The sequence below is a fragment of the Rhizobium leguminosarum bv. trifolii WSM2297 genome (genome assembly GCF_000271845.1).
In genome coordinates this window covers 4,632,885-4,649,528 of record NZ_JH719395.1, presented here as the reverse complement: position 1 = coordinate 4,649,528, position 16,644 = coordinate 4,632,885, and the positions used below count along the sequence as shown (strand labels likewise).

Annotated in this window: 14 protein-coding genes; 11 read left to right on the top strand and 3 right to left on the bottom strand. The window is 61.7% G+C overall.

The window, feature by feature from the left end:
* Positions 1-146: 146 nt before the first annotated feature.
* Positions 147-1,184 (top strand): polysaccharide deacetylase family protein, encoded by a 1,038-nt coding sequence (locus RLEG4DRAFT_RS37650; RefSeq protein WP_003584695.1) that lies wholly within the window; start codon positions 147-149, stop codon positions 1,182-1,184.
* A gap of 6 nt (positions 1,185-1,190) precedes the next feature.
* Here the strand turns inward: RLEG4DRAFT_RS37650 and pdxH are convergent, their stop codons facing one another.
* Positions 1,191-1,811 (bottom strand): pyridoxamine 5'-phosphate oxidase, encoded by a 621-nt coding sequence (pdxH, locus tag RLEG4DRAFT_RS37645; RefSeq protein WP_003584693.1) that lies wholly within the window; start codon positions 1,809-1,811, stop codon positions 1,191-1,193.
* Positions 1,812-1,876: 65 nt separating this feature from the next.
* Here pdxH and RLEG4DRAFT_RS37640 point away from each other — a divergent pair, with 65 nt between their 5' ends.
* From RLEG4DRAFT_RS37640 to RLEG4DRAFT_RS37625, 4 genes are all read left to right on the top strand, one after another.
* The gene (locus RLEG4DRAFT_RS37640; protein ID WP_003584691.1) at positions 1,877-2,335 is read left to right on the top strand and encodes an RT0821/Lpp0805 family surface protein; all 459 of its coding nucleotides are present in this window, start codon (positions 1,877-1,879) and stop codon (positions 2,333-2,335) included.
* Positions 2,336-2,680: 345 nt separating this feature from the next.
* Positions 2,681-3,871, top strand: coding sequence for a DnaJ C-terminal domain-containing protein (locus RLEG4DRAFT_RS37635; protein WP_003584689.1), 1,191 nt, complete (start codon positions 2,681-2,683; stop codon positions 3,869-3,871).
* Between the two features lie 122 nt (positions 3,872-3,993).
* Positions 3,994-4,812, top strand: a complete 819-nt coding sequence (gene fabI, locus RLEG4DRAFT_RS37630) for an enoyl-ACP reductase FabI (protein WP_003569881.1) — start codon at positions 3,994-3,996, stop codon at positions 4,810-4,812.
* A gap of 21 nt (positions 4,813-4,833) precedes the next feature.
* Positions 4,834-5,424, top strand: coding sequence for a histidine phosphatase family protein (locus tag RLEG4DRAFT_RS37625; protein WP_003584687.1), 591 nt, complete (start codon positions 4,834-4,836; stop codon positions 5,422-5,424).
* A gap of 230 nt (positions 5,425-5,654) precedes the next feature.
* On the opposite strand, the gene RLEG4DRAFT_RS37620 is transcribed toward RLEG4DRAFT_RS37625, so the two are convergent.
* The gene (locus RLEG4DRAFT_RS37620; protein WP_003569889.1) at positions 5,655-5,915 is read right to left on the bottom strand and encodes a DUF1344 domain-containing protein; all 261 of its coding nucleotides are present in this window, start codon (positions 5,913-5,915) and stop codon (positions 5,655-5,657) included.
* A 241-nt stretch (positions 5,916-6,156) separates the two neighbouring features.
* On the opposite strand from RLEG4DRAFT_RS37620, the gene RLEG4DRAFT_RS37615 reads away from it, so the two are divergent.
* The 3 genes from RLEG4DRAFT_RS37615 to ribB all read left to right on the top strand — a co-directional run bounded on the left by RLEG4DRAFT_RS37615 (position 6,157) and on the right by ribB (position 11,699).
* A complete protein-coding gene (locus RLEG4DRAFT_RS37615) occupies positions 6,157-9,336 on the top strand; it encodes a bifunctional diguanylate cyclase/phosphodiesterase (RefSeq protein WP_003584686.1) in 3,180 nt (1,059 codons plus the stop codon).
* Positions 9,337-9,488: 152 nt separating this feature from the next.
* Entirely contained in the window at positions 9,489-10,586 is a 1,098-nt protein-coding gene (gene aroC, locus RLEG4DRAFT_RS37610; protein ID WP_003584685.1) for a chorismate synthase, read from the top strand.
* Between the two features lie 9 nt (positions 10,587-10,595).
* Positions 10,596-11,699 (top strand): 3,4-dihydroxy-2-butanone-4-phosphate synthase, encoded by a 1,104-nt coding sequence (gene ribB / locus RLEG4DRAFT_RS37605; RefSeq protein ID WP_003584683.1) that lies wholly within the window; start codon positions 10,596-10,598, stop codon positions 11,697-11,699.
* A gap of 29 nt (positions 11,700-11,728) precedes the next feature.
* Here the strand turns inward: ribB and RLEG4DRAFT_RS37600 are convergent, their stop codons facing one another.
* Complete coding sequence (locus tag RLEG4DRAFT_RS37600) at positions 11,729-12,784, bottom strand: AraC family transcriptional regulator (RefSeq protein WP_003584681.1); 1,056 nt, start codon at positions 12,782-12,784, stop codon at positions 11,729-11,731.
* A 120-nt stretch (positions 12,785-12,904) separates the two neighbouring features.
* Between RLEG4DRAFT_RS37600 and RLEG4DRAFT_RS37595 the strand changes: the two genes are divergently transcribed.
* The 3 genes from RLEG4DRAFT_RS37595 to RLEG4DRAFT_RS37585 all read left to right on the top strand — a co-directional run bounded on the left by RLEG4DRAFT_RS37595 (position 12,905) and on the right by RLEG4DRAFT_RS37585 (position 16,614).
* The gene (locus RLEG4DRAFT_RS37595) at positions 12,905-14,350 is read left to right on the top strand and encodes an APC family permease (protein WP_003584679.1); all 1,446 of its coding nucleotides are present in this window, start codon (positions 12,905-12,907) and stop codon (positions 14,348-14,350) included.
* Positions 14,347-14,529: a hypothetical protein gene (locus RLEG4DRAFT_RS37590; protein WP_003584677.1), complete on the top strand. Its 183-nt coding sequence runs from the start codon at positions 14,347-14,349 to the stop codon at positions 14,527-14,529. The genes RLEG4DRAFT_RS37595 and RLEG4DRAFT_RS37590 overlap by 4 nt, the downstream gene beginning before the upstream one ends.
* Positions 14,530-14,631: 102 nt before the next feature.
* A complete protein-coding gene (locus tag RLEG4DRAFT_RS37585; RefSeq protein ID WP_003584676.1) occupies positions 14,632-16,614 on the top strand; it encodes a primary-amine oxidase in 1,983 nt (660 codons plus the stop codon).
* Positions 16,615-16,644 lie beyond the last annotated feature (30 nt).

Here is a 16,644-nt window from a genome sequence, read left to right as displayed (position 1 = left end):
TGGCGCGACTTTGAGGCAACTACTATCATTTTTCTAGTCTTTTCATCGCCTTGGTTAACAGGAAATGAAAAGACCCGTGCGAAATCGGGATTCAGCAAGGCTTAAGCCGCCCTTGCTAATTTCCCGCAAAAAGCAACGGACGGCGCATGGCGGGACAATTCAAGCGACTGACAAAACGCGCGGCGATCGGCGCCGGGCTCGAGCTTTCCTGGCTGCTGGCCGCCGCCGGGCTGATGCGCGAGGCGCGCGGACGCGGCCTCGTCTTCACGCTGCATCATGTCCGCCCGCACGTGGCCCAGGCTTTCGAGCCGAATGCGCATCTCGAAATCACCCCCGGCTTTCTCGATACGGCGCTGCGGCGGCTGCGGCGGGAGGGTTATCGCTTCGTACCGCTCGATCAGGTGCCGGCGCTGCTGGCCGAGCCTGAGGGCGGAAAGCCGTTTGCCGCCTTCACGCTCGACGACGGCTACATCAACAATCTGGAGCATGCGCTGCCGGTGTTCGAACAGCATCGGGCACCGTTCACGGTCTTCGTCGCTAAAGGTTTTGCCGAAGGCTCCCACAGCATCTGGTGGGAGACGCTCGCCGTCCTGTTGCGCCGGTCAGGCGAAATCCACTTCGATTTCGGCCGCGGCAGCGAACGGCTGGCGCTCGACGATCCGCAGCAGCAGTGGGAAGCCTTCGACCGTTTCGCCTGGTATATCCACCGATCCGACGAGGCGCGTGCGGTGGCCGCAATCGACATGCTGGCGCGGGAAAACGGCATCGAGCCGACCGATATCACGCGCCAGCTGGTGATGGGGCCGGGTCAATTGCAATGGCTCGCGACCCATCCGCTCGCCACACTCGGCGCCCATACGATCAGCCATCGGGCGCTGGCCCGCCTGCCGGACGCCGAAGCGCGAATCGAAATGCAGGTCTCGGCCGATTACGTCGAGGCGGTGACCGGCATCCGTCCCAAGACGATCGCCTATCCCTATGGCACCCCGGAGGCGGCGACCGCCCGCGAGGCGGCGATTGCCCGCAATCTCGGCTTTCAGCTTGCGGTCACCACCCAGCCCGGGCTGCCGGTAGCAGCGCGAACCGCCTATCTCTCGCGCATGTCGCTGAACGGCCTCTACCAGAAGCGACGCTACGTCTCGGCGCTGGCCTCCGGCATTCCGCTGAAACTGATGGGCAAATAGGGCCGTTTACGGGTACATCCGCACCTTGTCCCATGCGCCTTCCGGTAACGGCCGGCGAAATTCGATGCGGTCATGCAGGCGGAAGTTCTGGTCCTTCCAGAATTCGATCGAGGTCGGCCGGATGCGGAAGCCCGACCAATGGGCGGGGCGCGGAATTTCACCGATGGCATAACGGGCGGTATATTCGGCCACGGCCTTTTCGAGCGCGAAACGGCTTTCGAGCGGGCGGGATTGTTTCGAGGCCCAGGCGCCGATGCGGCTGCCGCGCGCCCGCGTCTTGAAATAGGCGTCGGCTTCGGCATCGGTGACAATTTCGACGGGGCCGCGCAGCCTGACCTGGCGTCGCAGGCTTTTCCAGTGGAAGCACATGGCCGCCTTTTTCTGGCCCAGAATTTCACGGCCTTTCTGGCTCTCGAAATTGGTGTAGAAGACGAAACCGTCTTCATCGAATCCCTTCAGAAGAACCATGCGAACATTGGGAAGACCATCCTCATCGACCGTTGCCAGCGCCACGGCGTTCGGGTCGTTGGGCTCGGAAGCCTCCGCCTCTCCAAGCCATTCGGCAAAGAGCTTGAAGGGTTCGCCACTTTCGGTAAAGTCACCGCTTGTTAACTCGTTTGCCGACATATTGGTTCAAATGCCCCGGATTTTTCAAAACGCGCCCAGCTTTTGGTAACTGGACAGGACGCAGGGTGGAAGTCATAGCAAAGTCATATCGCCATACAAAGGGCCTGCGGCGACGCAGCGGCACGTTCTTCGTCATCGGCGCTGCAATGCTTTCGCTTTCCGGCTGCCTGGCAGGCGGTATGGATTTCTTGAGCGAAGCCAAGGTCGACCGGTCGGTGGCAACCGGCACCGTGCCGCAGACGCCGCCGAGCACCGATACGCTGTCGGACGAGATGACCGTGCGCAATGCCGTGACTTCGGCCGACGTGCAAAGGCTCGAGGGCCAACCGCTTCCCTGGGCGAATGCATCGACGGGCAGCGCCGGCGTCATCGATACGATCGTCGAGAACAATGAGTCGGGCCAGGTCTGCCGCCAGTTCCGCACGACCCGCCATTCCTATGTCGGCATCGCCAAATTCTACGGCAAGACCTGCCTGGTCGGCGGCGGCAACTGGCAGCTTTTAAGCTTTCAGCCGGAAAGTTGATCCGGCGGGAAAGCTGATCCGGCGGGCAAGCTAAGCCCTCCCAGGCACAATCCAAAATGTTGCAGCGTTTCCGCGTGCGCGCGCCCCGAAAAGACGCGCGACGCCGTCCCAACAGGTTAACGCACGACCGCTTTTTGCCGGATGCTTAGCGAAGAGCTAACCATTCGCCGCGAAACACCCCACATCTCTCCACAGAAATAACAAGTGATTAGCAACTCCGCCGCAGGATCGGCGTTGAAAGTGGCTCTTCCTGCCTTTGTGGCGGGTGGCGCCGCTCAAGTTTTATTGGACGGGGGATGCCGGGCAAGGACGTGGCTTCCCGCATCGCAACACCGGCGGTTTGACATGCGCGATCCTTATAAAATTCTGGGCGTCAAGCGCGACGCTGCAGCAGACGAGATCAAGGCGGCCTGGCGCAATATGGCCAAGGCTGCCCATCCCGACCACAATCAAAGCGATCCAACGGCGACCGCCCGGTTCGCCGAGATCGGCCGCGCCTATGAAACGCTGAAAGACCCGCGCAAACGCAGCCTTTTCGACAATGCCGTGCGGATGGCGGAAGCCAAGAAACACGAACAGACGATCATGCAGCAGCGCCAGGCAGCGCGCGAGGCTGCTGTTCGCGCCAAGGCGGCGCAGGCAAATGCCGAGCGTGTGATGGAAGAGCTTGCGCGCGCCGCCCAGAAGGCGGCAGCCGACGGGCCAAGACAACAGGCAGGATCGGCCGAGCCCGCCGACGAGATGGTCGAACGTATTTTCGGCGCTCAAACGCGTGCCGCCGGCGGTGGCCAGGCGCAGGCGCGCGCGCAGCAGCCGCAATACCAGCAGGCCCAAAATCAGCAGACACAAAATCAGCAGGCGGGCGAGCCCGGCAGGCGCGCGGATGGCGAGAGCACTGAAGCCGACACCAAGGGCGACGAGGAAGCCGGCGAGACGGCAGCCAATGCCGGCGCCAACCTTCCGCTGCCGCTCAGCATCCTGACATCCCTGGTGCGCCGTTTCACCGGCGCCAAGGATACCGGCCTGGAAAAAGCACCGGATGAGGTGACGACGGCGACGGTGACGATCGACGACGTGCTGAAGAGCGGCTGGATCACCGCGTCACTGCCGGAGGGCCGCGAAATCGGCTTCGCATTGCCGGCCGGCACGAGGGATGGTTACGAGCTGCGGCTCAAGGGACAGGGCTTCAAGCTGCCGGGCATGCAGCGCGGCGATGCCGTCATCAACATTCGCATTGCGCCCGATCCGCGCTTCACCGTCGACGGTTTCGATCTGCATGCGGTGCTGCCGCTCAGCATCGAAAATGCCGTTCTCGGCACCGAGGCTCGCATCGAGGGACCGAGCGGACCGCTCGACATTACCATCCCCGCCTGGTCGGGCTCGGACAAGACGATCAAAATCCCCGGCCAGGGTTTGCCCCGCGAAGAGGGCGGCAGAGGTGATCTCGTCGTCGAATTGCGCATTATCCTGTGGGAAAAACCCGACGACAAAGTCACAGATCTCATGCGCAGCATGCGCGAAGGCCTGTTCCTGTGAAATATTTATGACTTTCGCACCCTTTGTTACGATACCTAACAGTTGATGATCCAGGCCAAGCTTGAACCGATTAGCGGCCTATGCCATAGGCAGGATCGATCAGAATTCCTAGGGAGCGAAATATGGCTCAAGCATCCGGCCTCATGGCAGGCAAACGCGGCGTCATCATGGGTGTCGCCAACAATCGCTCGATTGCGTGGGGTATTGCCAAGGCCATTCATGCGCAGGGCGGAGAAGTCGCGCTCACCTATCAGGGCGATGCGCTGAAGAAGCGCGTCGAGCCGCTCGCCGCCGAAATCGACGCGACGCTCGTCGGCCATTGTGACGTTGCCGACGAAGAAACCATCGACGCCGTTTTCGAAAATGTCGAAAAGCTCTGGGGCAAGATCGATTTCCTCGTGCATGCGATCGGCTTTTCCGACAAGGACGAGCTGACCGGCCGTTACGTCGACACCTCGGCCGACAACTTCGCCAAGACGATGCAGATCTCCGTCTATTCCTTCACCTCGGTCGCACGCCGCGCCGAGAAGCTGATGACGGATGGCGGCGCCATGCTGACGCTGACCTATTACGGCGCCGAAAAGGTGATGCCGAACTATAACGTCATGGGCGTCGCCAAGGCAGCGCTCGAGGCGAGCGTCAAATATCTGGCCGTCGACCTCGGCCCGCAGAACATTCGCGTCAACGCCGTCTCGGCCGGCCCGATCAAGACGCTTGCCGCCTCCGGCATCGGCGATTTCCGCTATATTCTGAAGTGGAACGAATACAACGCGCCGCTGCGCCGTACGGTCACCATCGAAGAAGTCGGCGATGTCGGCCTCTATCTCCTGTCGGACCTGTCGCGCTCCGTCACCGGCGAAGTGCATCATGCCGACAGCGGCTATCATGTCATCGGCATGAAGGCGGTCGACGCCCCCGACATTTCGGTCGTCAAGGACTGAAGCATTCCCGGAGCCTGAACCGTGCTTATCTACGTGATCAGACACGGTCAGACCGACTGGAATGCCGAGCGTCGCCTGCAGGGCCAGAAGGATATCCCGATGAACGCCACGGGCCTGGAACAGGCCCGGCAGAACGGGCTGGCGCTTGGCGAAATTCTCGGCGGCACCGTCGATGAATTCGATTTCGTCGCAAGCCCGCTCCAGCGCACGCGCGCGACCATGGAAATCGTCCGCGCCGCCATGGGCTTGCCGCCGCTTGCCTATCGCACCGATCCGAGGCTGGTCGAGATTTCCTTCGGCGACTGGGAGGGCTCGACGCTCAAGGAGCTGAAAGCGACGCAGCGCGAGCGGGTGGCCGAACGCAACGCCTCGAAATGGGATTTCATCCCGCCCGGCGATGACGCGGAAAGCTACGAGATCCTCTCCTGGCGCACCGGCTCATGGCTGCACTCCGTCGACCGTCCGACGGTCTGCGTCACACATGGCGGCGTCATCCGCACGCTTTTCCAGACGGTTTCCGACTTGCCGAAGAGCAGCGCTGCGGAAGGCGCAATCCCGCAGGACCGGATCGCCAAGATCGACACAGCTGAGCGGACGATCGTCTGGCTGTAAGCACGGCTGGCCTTGCCCCTCATCCGCCTGCCGGCACCGACCGGGGTCGAGCCACGGGTCTCGACCCGTCCTTCGGACCCCCGCTCGCGGGGCGAAGGGGATAGCCGCAACCTCTCCGTTTCCCACCAACCTATCGTAGGGTACGTCCCTTCGCCCCGTTTACGGGGAGAGGGTTAGGGTGAGGGGCGGCATCCGCGCGAACCTCGCCCGATCACTCTCGAGAAATTTGCCTACTTGACGATATCGAGATCGTTGATGACGCGCTTGCCGTCGACCTCGGTGTAGAAGACGATCACCTTCACGCCGGCTTCGAGGCCGTCGAAGTTGAACTCCTCAGGAGCCTGATAGGTTTTGCCGTCGTCGAGCGTCAGCACGAGATTGGCGGTGTCGACCTTTTTGATCGTCGCCTCGACATCGGCGCTCTCGGCAAAACCGCTCATCGGGGACAGGAAACTTGCTGTTGCCAAAAGCGTGGCGACGACGAAACGCATGGCGACAATCCTTTTAAGACGCTGCACGAGAACATGACTGGTCACAGATAGCCTCCTGAATATGGCGAAAATTGCCCGGAAGAATGGCTTTTCCCGCCCAATTGATGAATAGGATTTTAAATATAATCAAGACGCGGTGTTAACCGCCGTTTTTCCCTTCCCATGATTTTTGGCATCGCCCGCGGGCAATCGTAAATTAACCCCCGCGCCCTACAGTCGCCCGGAAGATGGGAGTTTCATTTTGCTATCCAGGCTGAGCGACAACAAGCAGTTACGGCGCGCGTTGAAGAATACCCGCGTCTCTTTTCTGGTTTCGTCGCTTGTCGCCCTTGTCGTCATCATGGTCGGCTTCGGCCTCGACCGGGCCAATACTGCGTCGCATGTGCGCGAACTTCATATCCGCACCGAAAATGAGACGAATCTCATTCGCGCCCGGGTCATGGCCGAGATCAACATGGATCTCAGCGTCGTCCGCGATCTTACCAACCTGATCTCCATCGGCGCGGCGAACGGAGATGAGATGGAGCGCCAGATCAGCTGGCTGCTGATCCAGAACCCGTCCTTCCTTCATATCGCCATCGCACCTGACTTCATCATCCGCGACATCCATCCGCCGCAATCCGGCAATGAACGCGTCGGCCGCGATGTTCGCGAGGCTCTGTTCTTCCGCCAGGCAATGACCAGCGCGACCGGCGACCAGTCGGCGCGCTTCTACGGCCCGATCAGCGTCGATAACCGCGACGCCTTTGCCATCTTCTTTCCGGTGTTCATCAGGGAAAACGGCAAGCGGCGGATCTGGGGGGCGATCGAGGTCGCCATCGACCAGACGATGTTTTATCAGGCGACCGGGCTGATGCCGGCACGCGATCGCGAGAACCGCGAACGCTACCCGCATCTCGACCATCTTTCGATCGCTATCCGGGATATCGGCGCGCTGGCCGCGACCAAGGCTGCTCTGCCGGCGCCCTTTTTCGGGTCGTCCGGTATCGACGACAAGGATCCGATGCGCCAGAGGATCGGCTTTGCCGGCGGCAAGTGGGAACTCTCCGTCGTCCCGAACAGCGGTTGGGAGGCGATACCGGAAAACCGAACCGAGCTGCGCCTGATCGTCGTTGCCGCCGGCTGTATCATCATCATCCCGATCTTCTTCGCCACACTCCTGCTCGGCGAGCGCAATCGCAATATCAGCGAGCTGGAGACGCGCGAAGCGAAACTCAAGGAACTGTCGCAGCGGCTCGATCTGGCGCTCGAATCCTCGAATATCGGCATCTGGGAGTTGCAGGATGATTCAAGCAGCCTGCTCTGGGATGCGCGCGCCGCGGCCCTGCACGGCAAGCCGGCGCAGGAAGGAAGCCGGGCGCTCGACGAATGGCTGGCGGCGATCCTGCCCGAGGACCGCGACGTCGCCGAAGTGCACTTCTTCAGCTGCAGCATCGCCGGCGCTGCCTGCACGGCGCAGTACCGTATCCTGCTTGCCGATGGCGGGATTCGCCACCTGCGTTCGGTCGGCGCCTTTTATACCGATGCCGGCGGCGTCGGCAGGACGATCGGCATCGTCTGGGACGTGACCGCCGACGCGGAGACGACCGACACGCTGCGCAAGGCCAGGGATATGAGCGAGGTCAAGAATGCCGAACTGGAGCTCGCGCTGGAAGAGCTTTCCAGCCGCGAGGCAGAGCTCGCCGAGCTGTCGAGCCGGCTCGACCTGGCGCTCAATTCCTACCAATGCGGCATATGGGAAGCACGGCCCGATCGGGGCGGCTCGATCTGGAACGAGCGCATGCACGAGCTCTATGGGCTTGCGCCGCGCAAGGGATTCATGACCGAGGAGGTCTGGCTTGGCTGCATCCACCCCGAGGATCGGGCCCTGGCGCTGGAAAGCGCGCGGCACTTCAAGAAAAACGGCGATACGCACACCCTGGTGTGCCGGGTGATCGTCGACGGCGGCGCGGTGCGCTATGTGCGCTCGGTCGGCAAGGTCCACCAGACGGGGACCGGCGAGATGAAGATCATGGGCATCGCCTTCGATGCCACCGAAGACGTGCTGATGACGATCCGGCTGAAGGCGGCCAAGGACGAGGCGGTCGCCAAGAATATCGAGCTGGAGCTTGCCAAGAACAGGATCGAGCACAATTCGCTGCACGACCCGCTGACCGCACTCGCCAATCGCCGCAAGCTCGATATCGCGCTGGAAGAGCTGACGCATGACGGCCGCCGGCAGCGGCAGAAATTCTCGATCCTGCATATCGACCTCGACCGCTTCAAGGACATCAACGACACGCTTGGCCATGCCGCCGGCGATGCGATGCTGGTGCATGCCTCGAAAGTGCTCGCCAGGAATGTCCGCGGCAGCGATCTCGTCGCGCGCATCGGCGGCGACGAATTCGTCATCCTCGCCCTCGATGTCGGCGACACGGAGATGGCGCAGCTTTCGACGCGGATCATCGAGGAGATGCGCCAGCCGATCGATTTTCAGGGTTTCTCCTGCCGCTGCGGCGTGTCGATCGGTATCGCGCTTGCCAACGGCATTCATGTCGATGCGCGCAAGGTGCTGATCAATGCCGATATCGCGCTCTACCGCGCCAAGAGCCTGGGCCGCAACCGCTTCGAATTCTTCAACCACAATCTCCAGGCCGATATCATCAACACCAAGCGCACGGCCGACGAGATCCTCGCCGGCATCGACAATGGCGAATTCACCGCCTGGTATCAGCCGCAATTCTCAGCCGGGACGATGGAGCTGACCGGGGTGGAGGCGCTGGTGCGCTGGAAGCACCCGTCCAAGGGGTGGCTCGCGCCCGACAAGTTCCTGCGCATCGCCGACGAGATCAATGTGGTGCAGATGCTCGACCGGATCGTGCTGGAAACGGCGCTGCGCGACAAGATGCGCTGGACGGCGCTGGGCATTGCCGTTCCCAAGGTCTCGGTCAATGTTTCGGCGCGGCGGCTGCATGACGGCAGCCTGCTGGAATCGCTTGCCGATCTGCATATCCGCCCCGGCGAACTCTCCTTCGAACTGGTGGAATCGATCTTTCTCGACGAGAGTGAAGACGTGGTCTCGCACAATCTCGAGCGCATCAAGGCGCTCGGCATCGATATCGAGATCGATGATTTCGGCACCGGCCATACCTCGATCGTCAGCCTGCTGAAGCTGAAGCCCAAGCGGCTGAAGATCGACCGCCAGCTGGTGCAGCCGATCGTCAATGCCTCGCAGGAGCGGGCGCTGGTCCGCTCGATCATCGAGATCGCCCGCTCGCTCGGCGTCGAAACGGTGGCCGAAGGGGTGGAAACGGCGGCCCATGCCGAACTGCTGCGCGATCTCGGCTGCGACATCCTGCAGGGCTATGCCTTCGCGCGACCGCTATCCTTCGACGATTTCACCACCGAAGCCACCGGAGCGGGATGGCGGCTGGCATCCTGACCGCCTTCCGTTGATAGGCACGGAAACAGCATTTCCGCAGCTGCCGGTTTGGCGCAAAGAAAGGCTTTTGCCTCGACGGTTTTTTGGCCTATGAGTGTCGCGCCTTTTCAAGCAATGGCGCGACCGGCTTTGGCGCGCCACCGTGGGAACACATGTCGCACAATACATTCGGTCACCTCTTCCGCGTAACCACCTGGGGCGAAAGCCATGGTCCGGCGCTCGGCTGCGTCGTCGACGGCTGCCCTCCGGGGCTGCGCTTCAAGCTCGAGGAGCTGCAGGTCTGGCTCGACAAGCGCAAGCCCGGCCAATCCCGCTTCGTCACGCAGCGGCGCGAGGACGATCTGGTGAAGGTCCTGTCCGGCGTCATGCTCGATGCCGACGGCGAGACGATGACGACGACCGGCACGCCGATCTCGATGCTGATCGAGAATACCGACCAGCGCTCCAAGGATTATGGCGAGATCGCCAGGCAATACCGCCCCGGCCATGCCGATTATAGCTATGACCTCAAATACGGCATTCGCGATTATCGCGGCGGCGGCCGTTCCTCGGCGCGCGAGACCGCCGCCAGAGTCGCGGCCGGCGGCATCGCCCGGCTCGTCGTCCCGGGTGTCACCGTACGCGGCGCGCTGGTGCAGATCGGCAAGCATAAGATCGACCGGCGCAACTGGGATTGGGATCAGGTCGGGCAGAACCCGTTCTTCTCGCCCGATGCGGCGATCGTGCCGGTCTGGGAGGAATATCTCGACGGCATCCGCAAGAACGGCTCGTCGATCGGAGCTGTTGTCGAAGTGATCGCCGAAGGCGTGCCGGCCGGCCTCGGTGCGCCGATCTATGCCAAGCTCGACCAGGATATCGCCTCGCTGCTGATGTCGATCAACGCCGTCAAGGGTGTGGAGATCGGCAATGGTTTTGCCGCGGCCGAAACGTCTGGCGAGGACAATGCCGACGAGATGCGCATGGGCAATGACGGCACGCCGATATTCCTTTCCAACAATGCCGGCGGTATTCTGGGCGGCATTTCCACCGGCCAACCGGTGGTGGCGCGTTTCGCCGTCAAGCCGACCTCCTCGATCCTGACCGAGCGCCAGTCGATCGATGCCGACGGCAAGAATGTCGACATCCGCACCAAGGGCCGGCACGACCCCTGCGTCGGTATCCGCGCCGTGCCGATCGGTGAGGCAATGGTCGCCTGCGCCATCGCCGATCATTATCTTCGCGACCGCGGCCAGACCGGCCGTCTGAAATAGGAGCGTCCCATGTCTTACGACCAGAAGCGCGTCGTCGACGCCATCCGGGCCTTCGAGGCCGGCGAGATCGTCGTCGTCATGGACGACAATGACCGCGAGAACGAGGGCGACCTGATCGTCGCCGCCGTCCATACCACGCCGGAAAAGATGGCCTTCATCGTCCGCCACACCTCAGGCATCGTCTGCGCGCCGATGCCGAAGGAAGAGGCCAAGCGCCTCAACCTCAACGCCATGGTGGCGGAAAACGATTCCGCCCACACCACGGCCTTCACCGTCTCGGTCGATTTCAAGCACGGCACGACGACCGGCATCTCCGCCGACGACCGGACGCTGACGGTGCGCAACCTCGCCAATCCGAATGTCGGCGCCGCCGATTTCGTCCGTCCCGGCCACATCTTCCCGCTGGTTTCCCGCGAGGGCGGGGTGCTGATGCGCTCCGGCCATACGGAAGCCGCCGTCGACCTCTGCAAGCTCGCCGGCCTGCCGCCGATCGGCGTCATCTCCGAACTGGTCAATGACGACGGCACCGTCACGCGCGGCCCGCAGGTGGTCGATTTCGCCGAGCAGCACGGGCTGAAGCTCGTCTCCGTCGCCGATCTCATCGCCTACCGCCAGCGCAAGGAAACGCTGATCGAACTCGGCACGAGTTTCGACGTCGACACGCCGTTCGGCAAGGCGAAAGCCCACACCTATTCCCTGCCCTGGGACCCGATGCAGCATCTCGCCGTCGTCTTCGGCGACATTCGCGATGGCGTCGACATCCCGGTGCGCCTGCATCCGGAAAATGTCGCCGAGGATCTGTTCGGCAAGAACAGCCCGGTCGATTTCTACATGCAGAAGATCGCCGAGGAAGGCCGCGGCGTCATCGTCTATCTGCGCGAGGGCTCGGTCGGGGTCGGTCACACCGACAATGGCCGCAAGGCCCGCAACCAGGGCCGCGAAGCCCATGCCGAAGCGCAGACGCGCGACAGCGAATGGCTGGAAATCGGCCTCGGCGCCCAAATTCTCAAGGATCTCGGCGTCAGCTCGATCAAGCTGCTGACCAGCCGCGAGCGCCACTATGTCGGCCTGGAAGGTTTTGGGATCAAGATCAGCAAGACGGAGATTTGCTGATTGGGTCGTGGAAAGCCGCGGCCGGTCATTCAGCTCAACCGCTCGGCGTTGTCTGCCAAATCAAGCTGTGACGGGGCCGCGCCCGTCCAGCGTTTGAAAGCCCGCCAGAACACGGTGCTGTCGGCATAACCGAGCGTATCCGCCAGCCGCGCATATCCGGTGGCGCCGGCCCGCAGATGTAAAAGCGCGATCTCGCTTCTATAGTCGCGGATCAGATCGCGGATCGAGGTTCCCTCATCGCTCAGGCGTCGCTGCAGCGTCCTTACCGATAGGTTGAGCTCCGAGGCAATCGCCACGACGGTGATCGGCTTATGGCCGAGATAGATCGAGATGATCGACAGGACCTGTTCCCGGAGGCTGTCGCGATCGACCTTGTCGGTCACGAGGTCGCCGATGTGCCGTTCGAGAATGGCCGTAAGGTCTCGGTGCTCGTTGCGGTAAAGCCTGTCTGCGTCTGCTTTCGTCATGACGATGCGGTTGCCGGACTGAGAAAAGACGATCGGTGCCCTGAATATCTTCTGTAAGTCTGCCTTGTGACGCGGGGCGGAATGCTCGAAGTGAACCTCGACCGGTCTCCACGAGGCACTGAAAGAGCTGCGAACAAGCTGGCAGGACGCGGCGATCGAATACTCCGCGTCCTGGTGGCGCGGCCACATGCGCGGATCCTCGAGCTTATAGCTCCAGATCAGATTATCGCCCTCTTCCAGCAAGCCGGCGCTGGTCGCACCCTGCAGCGCAACGACGTGCCTGGATAGTCGCTGAAATGCCAGGCGCATCGTGGAAGATGCCGAGAAAAGGATGCCGAGCGGCCCGATATCGGCAGGCTTGAAAGACATTCCCAAGCGCGCGCCAAGGGCCGGCTGATGCAGGATTTCGGCAGCCTCCTGAAAGATCGCGATGTAGCGCGCCATCGGCACGAAAGCATAGGGATCCTCAAGCTGCGAGCGCAAAACCCCGTGGCAGGCGAGCAAAACGTCGGTTTTACCGTGGTTTTTGTCAAGTTCCTGCACCAGCGGCACCAGAACCGAGGCGCGAATAGCGGCAATTGCCGGAGGATGCCTGCTGAAATTAAATGCAGCTGCCATTCCGTTCACCTTCGTGCCGCCCGATGGCGCGGTTTATCGAATATATGGCGTAACTTGCAATTCTTGGACCAGACCGAAATCCCTAGCCTGACCTGATAAAAGCTAAAAAGAGGGGTTATCATGTCTGTCGAAACGAGTATGCCCAGCCAAACGTCAGGTCGTCTTCAAAAGAACTCGATCGGCCTTCTTCACATTGTCTTTTTCGTTGTTGCTGCCGCTGCTCCGCTAACGGCGGTGGTCGGTGCGTCGCCGGCCGCGTTTGCCTTTGGCAACGGAGCGGGCGTGCCGGGCGCCTTCGTGCTGTCGGGCGTTCTCTATCTGCTGTTCAGTGTCGGCTTCACGGCGATGAGCCGCTATGTCGGCGGCGCCGGCGCCTTCTACACCTACATCACGCAGGGACTGGGCAAACCGGCAGGCGTCGGCGGCGCAATGATGGCAATCGTCACCTATAGCTCGGTGCAGATCGCAATCTATGCGCTGTTCGGCGTCTTCGTGAGCGGAGCGTTCACACCCCTCGGGATCGCCCTGCCCTGGTGGGTCTACTCGTTCGCGGCGATCATTGTGGTCATGCTTTGCGGCCAGCGCAACCTTGCCTTCAGCGGCCATATTCTCGGAATTTGCATGGTCGCCGAGATCGCCATCCTGCTTCTCCTCGATATCGGCATCGTGCTTGGCGGCGGCGGCCCGGAAGGCATGAGCCTCACTTCCTTTGCCCCATCGATGGTTTTCGGTCCCGGCCTCGGCGCGGCCCTCGTCTTTGTCATCGGCTCGTTCATCGGCTTCGAAGCGACGGCGATTTTTGCCGAGGAGGCAGAAACGCCCGAAAAGACAATCCCGCGCGCGACCTATGTCGCCGTTCTGCTGATCACGGTCTTCTACGCTTTCTCCACCTGGGCGATCGTCCAGTATTACGGTCCCTCCAAGGTTTCCGAAACGGCGCAGGCCGGCCTGGACACCTTCTTCTTCAACGCATCCGGAGCAGTGCTCGGCCAATGGTCGGTGCAGGTGATGAACGTCCTGTTGATCACCAGCCTCTTTGCCTGCGTGCTCTCCTTCCACAATACGATCAATCGCTACTTCTTCGCGCTCGGCCGTGAAGGGATTGTCGCCAGCGTCCTTGGCACAGTGCACGCCAAGCACGGCTCGCCCTATGTCGCCGGCCTGTTTCAAAGCGCCATCGCCGCCGCCATCCTCGCCGGCTTCGTGATCGGCAACCAGGACCCTTATGCCGTGGTGTTCTCCTGGATGGCGGCGCTGGGGACGATCGGCATCCTTGCCGTCCAAGTGCTGGTCTGCGCGGCGATCATCGTGTTCTTCCGCAAGACCGATAATGGCCTCAGCGGCTGGAAAACCTTGATTGCGCCTCTGCTTTCGTTGGTCGGCCTCCTTGGCGCACTGGGACTTGTCAGCGCCAACCTGTCGCTGCTGTCGGGCTCGGAAAGCCTGATCGTCTCATCCTTCCCCTACCTCATCGCCCTCGTCGGCCTGCTCGGTGCTGCCTTTGCCGTCTGGCTGAAGTCGAACCGGCCGGTCCTCTATGCTTCACTCGGAAAGGTCTTCGAATGATGCAGGCTCTGCACCCCTCCTTCGATGATCGCGGTTTCTCCGCAGTCATCGCCACCACCGGTGTTGCGATACTGTTTGCTGCCTCCATCCACTTTCACCTGCTTTGCAGCATCCATTGCTTCCACGGCAGAGATGCGCTGATGACGGCAGACATCTGCCACAGCGCTGCCCGGGACTAGAGTACGAGGCCGATCCGGCCCGAAATCATGCTGCTCCAGGGCAGCGCGGCGAACCAGGCGGCCGTATCAGCCACGATTTTTCCATTCAGGAAGGATACTCTCATGGATATTCAGGTTTCCGCCACCCATCCGCTCGACCCGCTAAGCCTCGCCGAGATCGACGAGGCGATGCTGGTCGCCAAGGAGAGCCGCAAGCTCGGGCCGCAATGCCGCTTCCCGATCGTGCGGCTGGAAGAGCCTTCCAAGGCCGATATTGCCGGTTGGAAGGCTGGCTCGAACTTGCCGCGCCTTGCCTTCATATTGGTGCTCGACAGCTTATCTGGCGAGGTGGCCGAAATTATCGTCGATCTCAGCCGCAAGCAGGTGCATAGCTTCGATCGCCTGCCGCTCGGCGAGGCACCCTACGGCCAGCCGCCGGTCATGTTGTGCGAGTTCGAAACCGTCGAAGCGACGGTCAAGTCTGATCCTCGCTGGATTGCAGCCGTCAAGCGCCGGGGGATCACCGATGAGGACATTGCGCTCATCCAGATAGACCCTTTCTCCTCCGGCTATTTCGGCCGCGATTTCGAGAATGGCAAGCGCATCGTGCGCGCCGTCAGCTATTGGCGCGAAGACGTCCGCGACAATGGTTACGCGCATCCGATCGAAGGCGTCGTTGCGGTCGTCGACCTGATCAGCAACAAAGTCGTCGATCTCGTCGACGACGAGAAGGCTCCACCGGTTCCGAAGAAGAAACGCAACTATGGCCGCGAGGCCTTTCCGGACACGCGCAAGGATGTGAAGCCGCTCAACATCGTCCAGCCGAATGGTCCGAGCTTCAGCGTCGATGGCTGGAAGGTCGAATGGCAGAACTGGAGCTTTCGCGTCGGCTTCACCCCGCGCGAGGGTCTGGTGCTGCACGAACTGTCAATCAAGGATGACGGGAGGTTCCGGCCGATCATCTTCCGCGCCAGCGTCACCGAAATGGTGGTGCCCTATGCAGATCCGACCGCAAACCACTATTGGAAGAGCGCATTCGACGCCGGCGAGTATGGCCTTGGCCGGCTTGCGAATTCGCTGGAACTCGGCTGCGATTGCCTTGGCCAGATCCACTATTTCGATATTCCGGCCGCCGACGACCTTGGCCAGCCCTTCGTCATGAAAAATGCCGTGTGCATGCATGAAGAGGATTACGGCATCCTGTGGAAGCACTACGAATTCCGCAACGGCATCTTCGAAGTGCGCCGCTCGCGCCGACTGGCCATCAGCTTCTTCGCCACGGTCGGCAACTACGATTACGGCTTTTACTGGTATCTCTACCAGGACGGCACGATCCAGCTGGAGGCCAAGCTGACCGGCATCATCCAGACGGCAGCGGTCGCTCCCGGCGAGACCTATCAGTGGGGCGGTATGGTCGACGAAAATCTCGGCGGCCCGACCCATCAGCATTTCTTCAATGCCCGTCTGCATATGGATGTCGACGGCGGCGGCAACACGGTGACCGAACACGAGTTCGTCCCGCGCCCCTGGGGCAAGGACAATCCTTACGGCAATGTCTTCGACACGACGACGAAATTGCTGGCGCGCGAACTGGACTCGCCCGCTGTCGCCGACGGCGTCACCGGCAAATACTGGAAGGTGAGCAACACCAATGAGAAGAACAGCGTCGGCCGTGCACCCGGCTACAAGGTCGCCGTCATGCCGAGCCCAGTGATGCTCGCTCAGGAAGGGTCAACCGTTCGCGAACGCGGCGGCTTTGCCACCAAGCACATCTGGGTCACGGCTTTCGACGCCAAGGAGAAATATGCCAGCGGCGATTACCCGAACGTCCATGCCGGCGGCGACGGGCTGCCGAAATACGTGAAACAGAATCGGCCGATCGAAAATGCGGATGTCGTGCTTTGGCACTCTTTCGGCCATACCCATGTCTGCAAGCCGGAAGACTTTCCCATCATGCCGGTCGAGTATGCCGGGTTCACCTTGAAGCCGAATGGCTTCTTCAAGGAGAATATCGCGATGAACCTGCCGGCAGACGTCAATCGGCACAGCATCGACAATCGGAAACCCGGCGAGGATGGACCGCTACCCGCCTGCCACTGCGACTGAAGGATGAGGCTGACGAAAGACGCCTAGGAG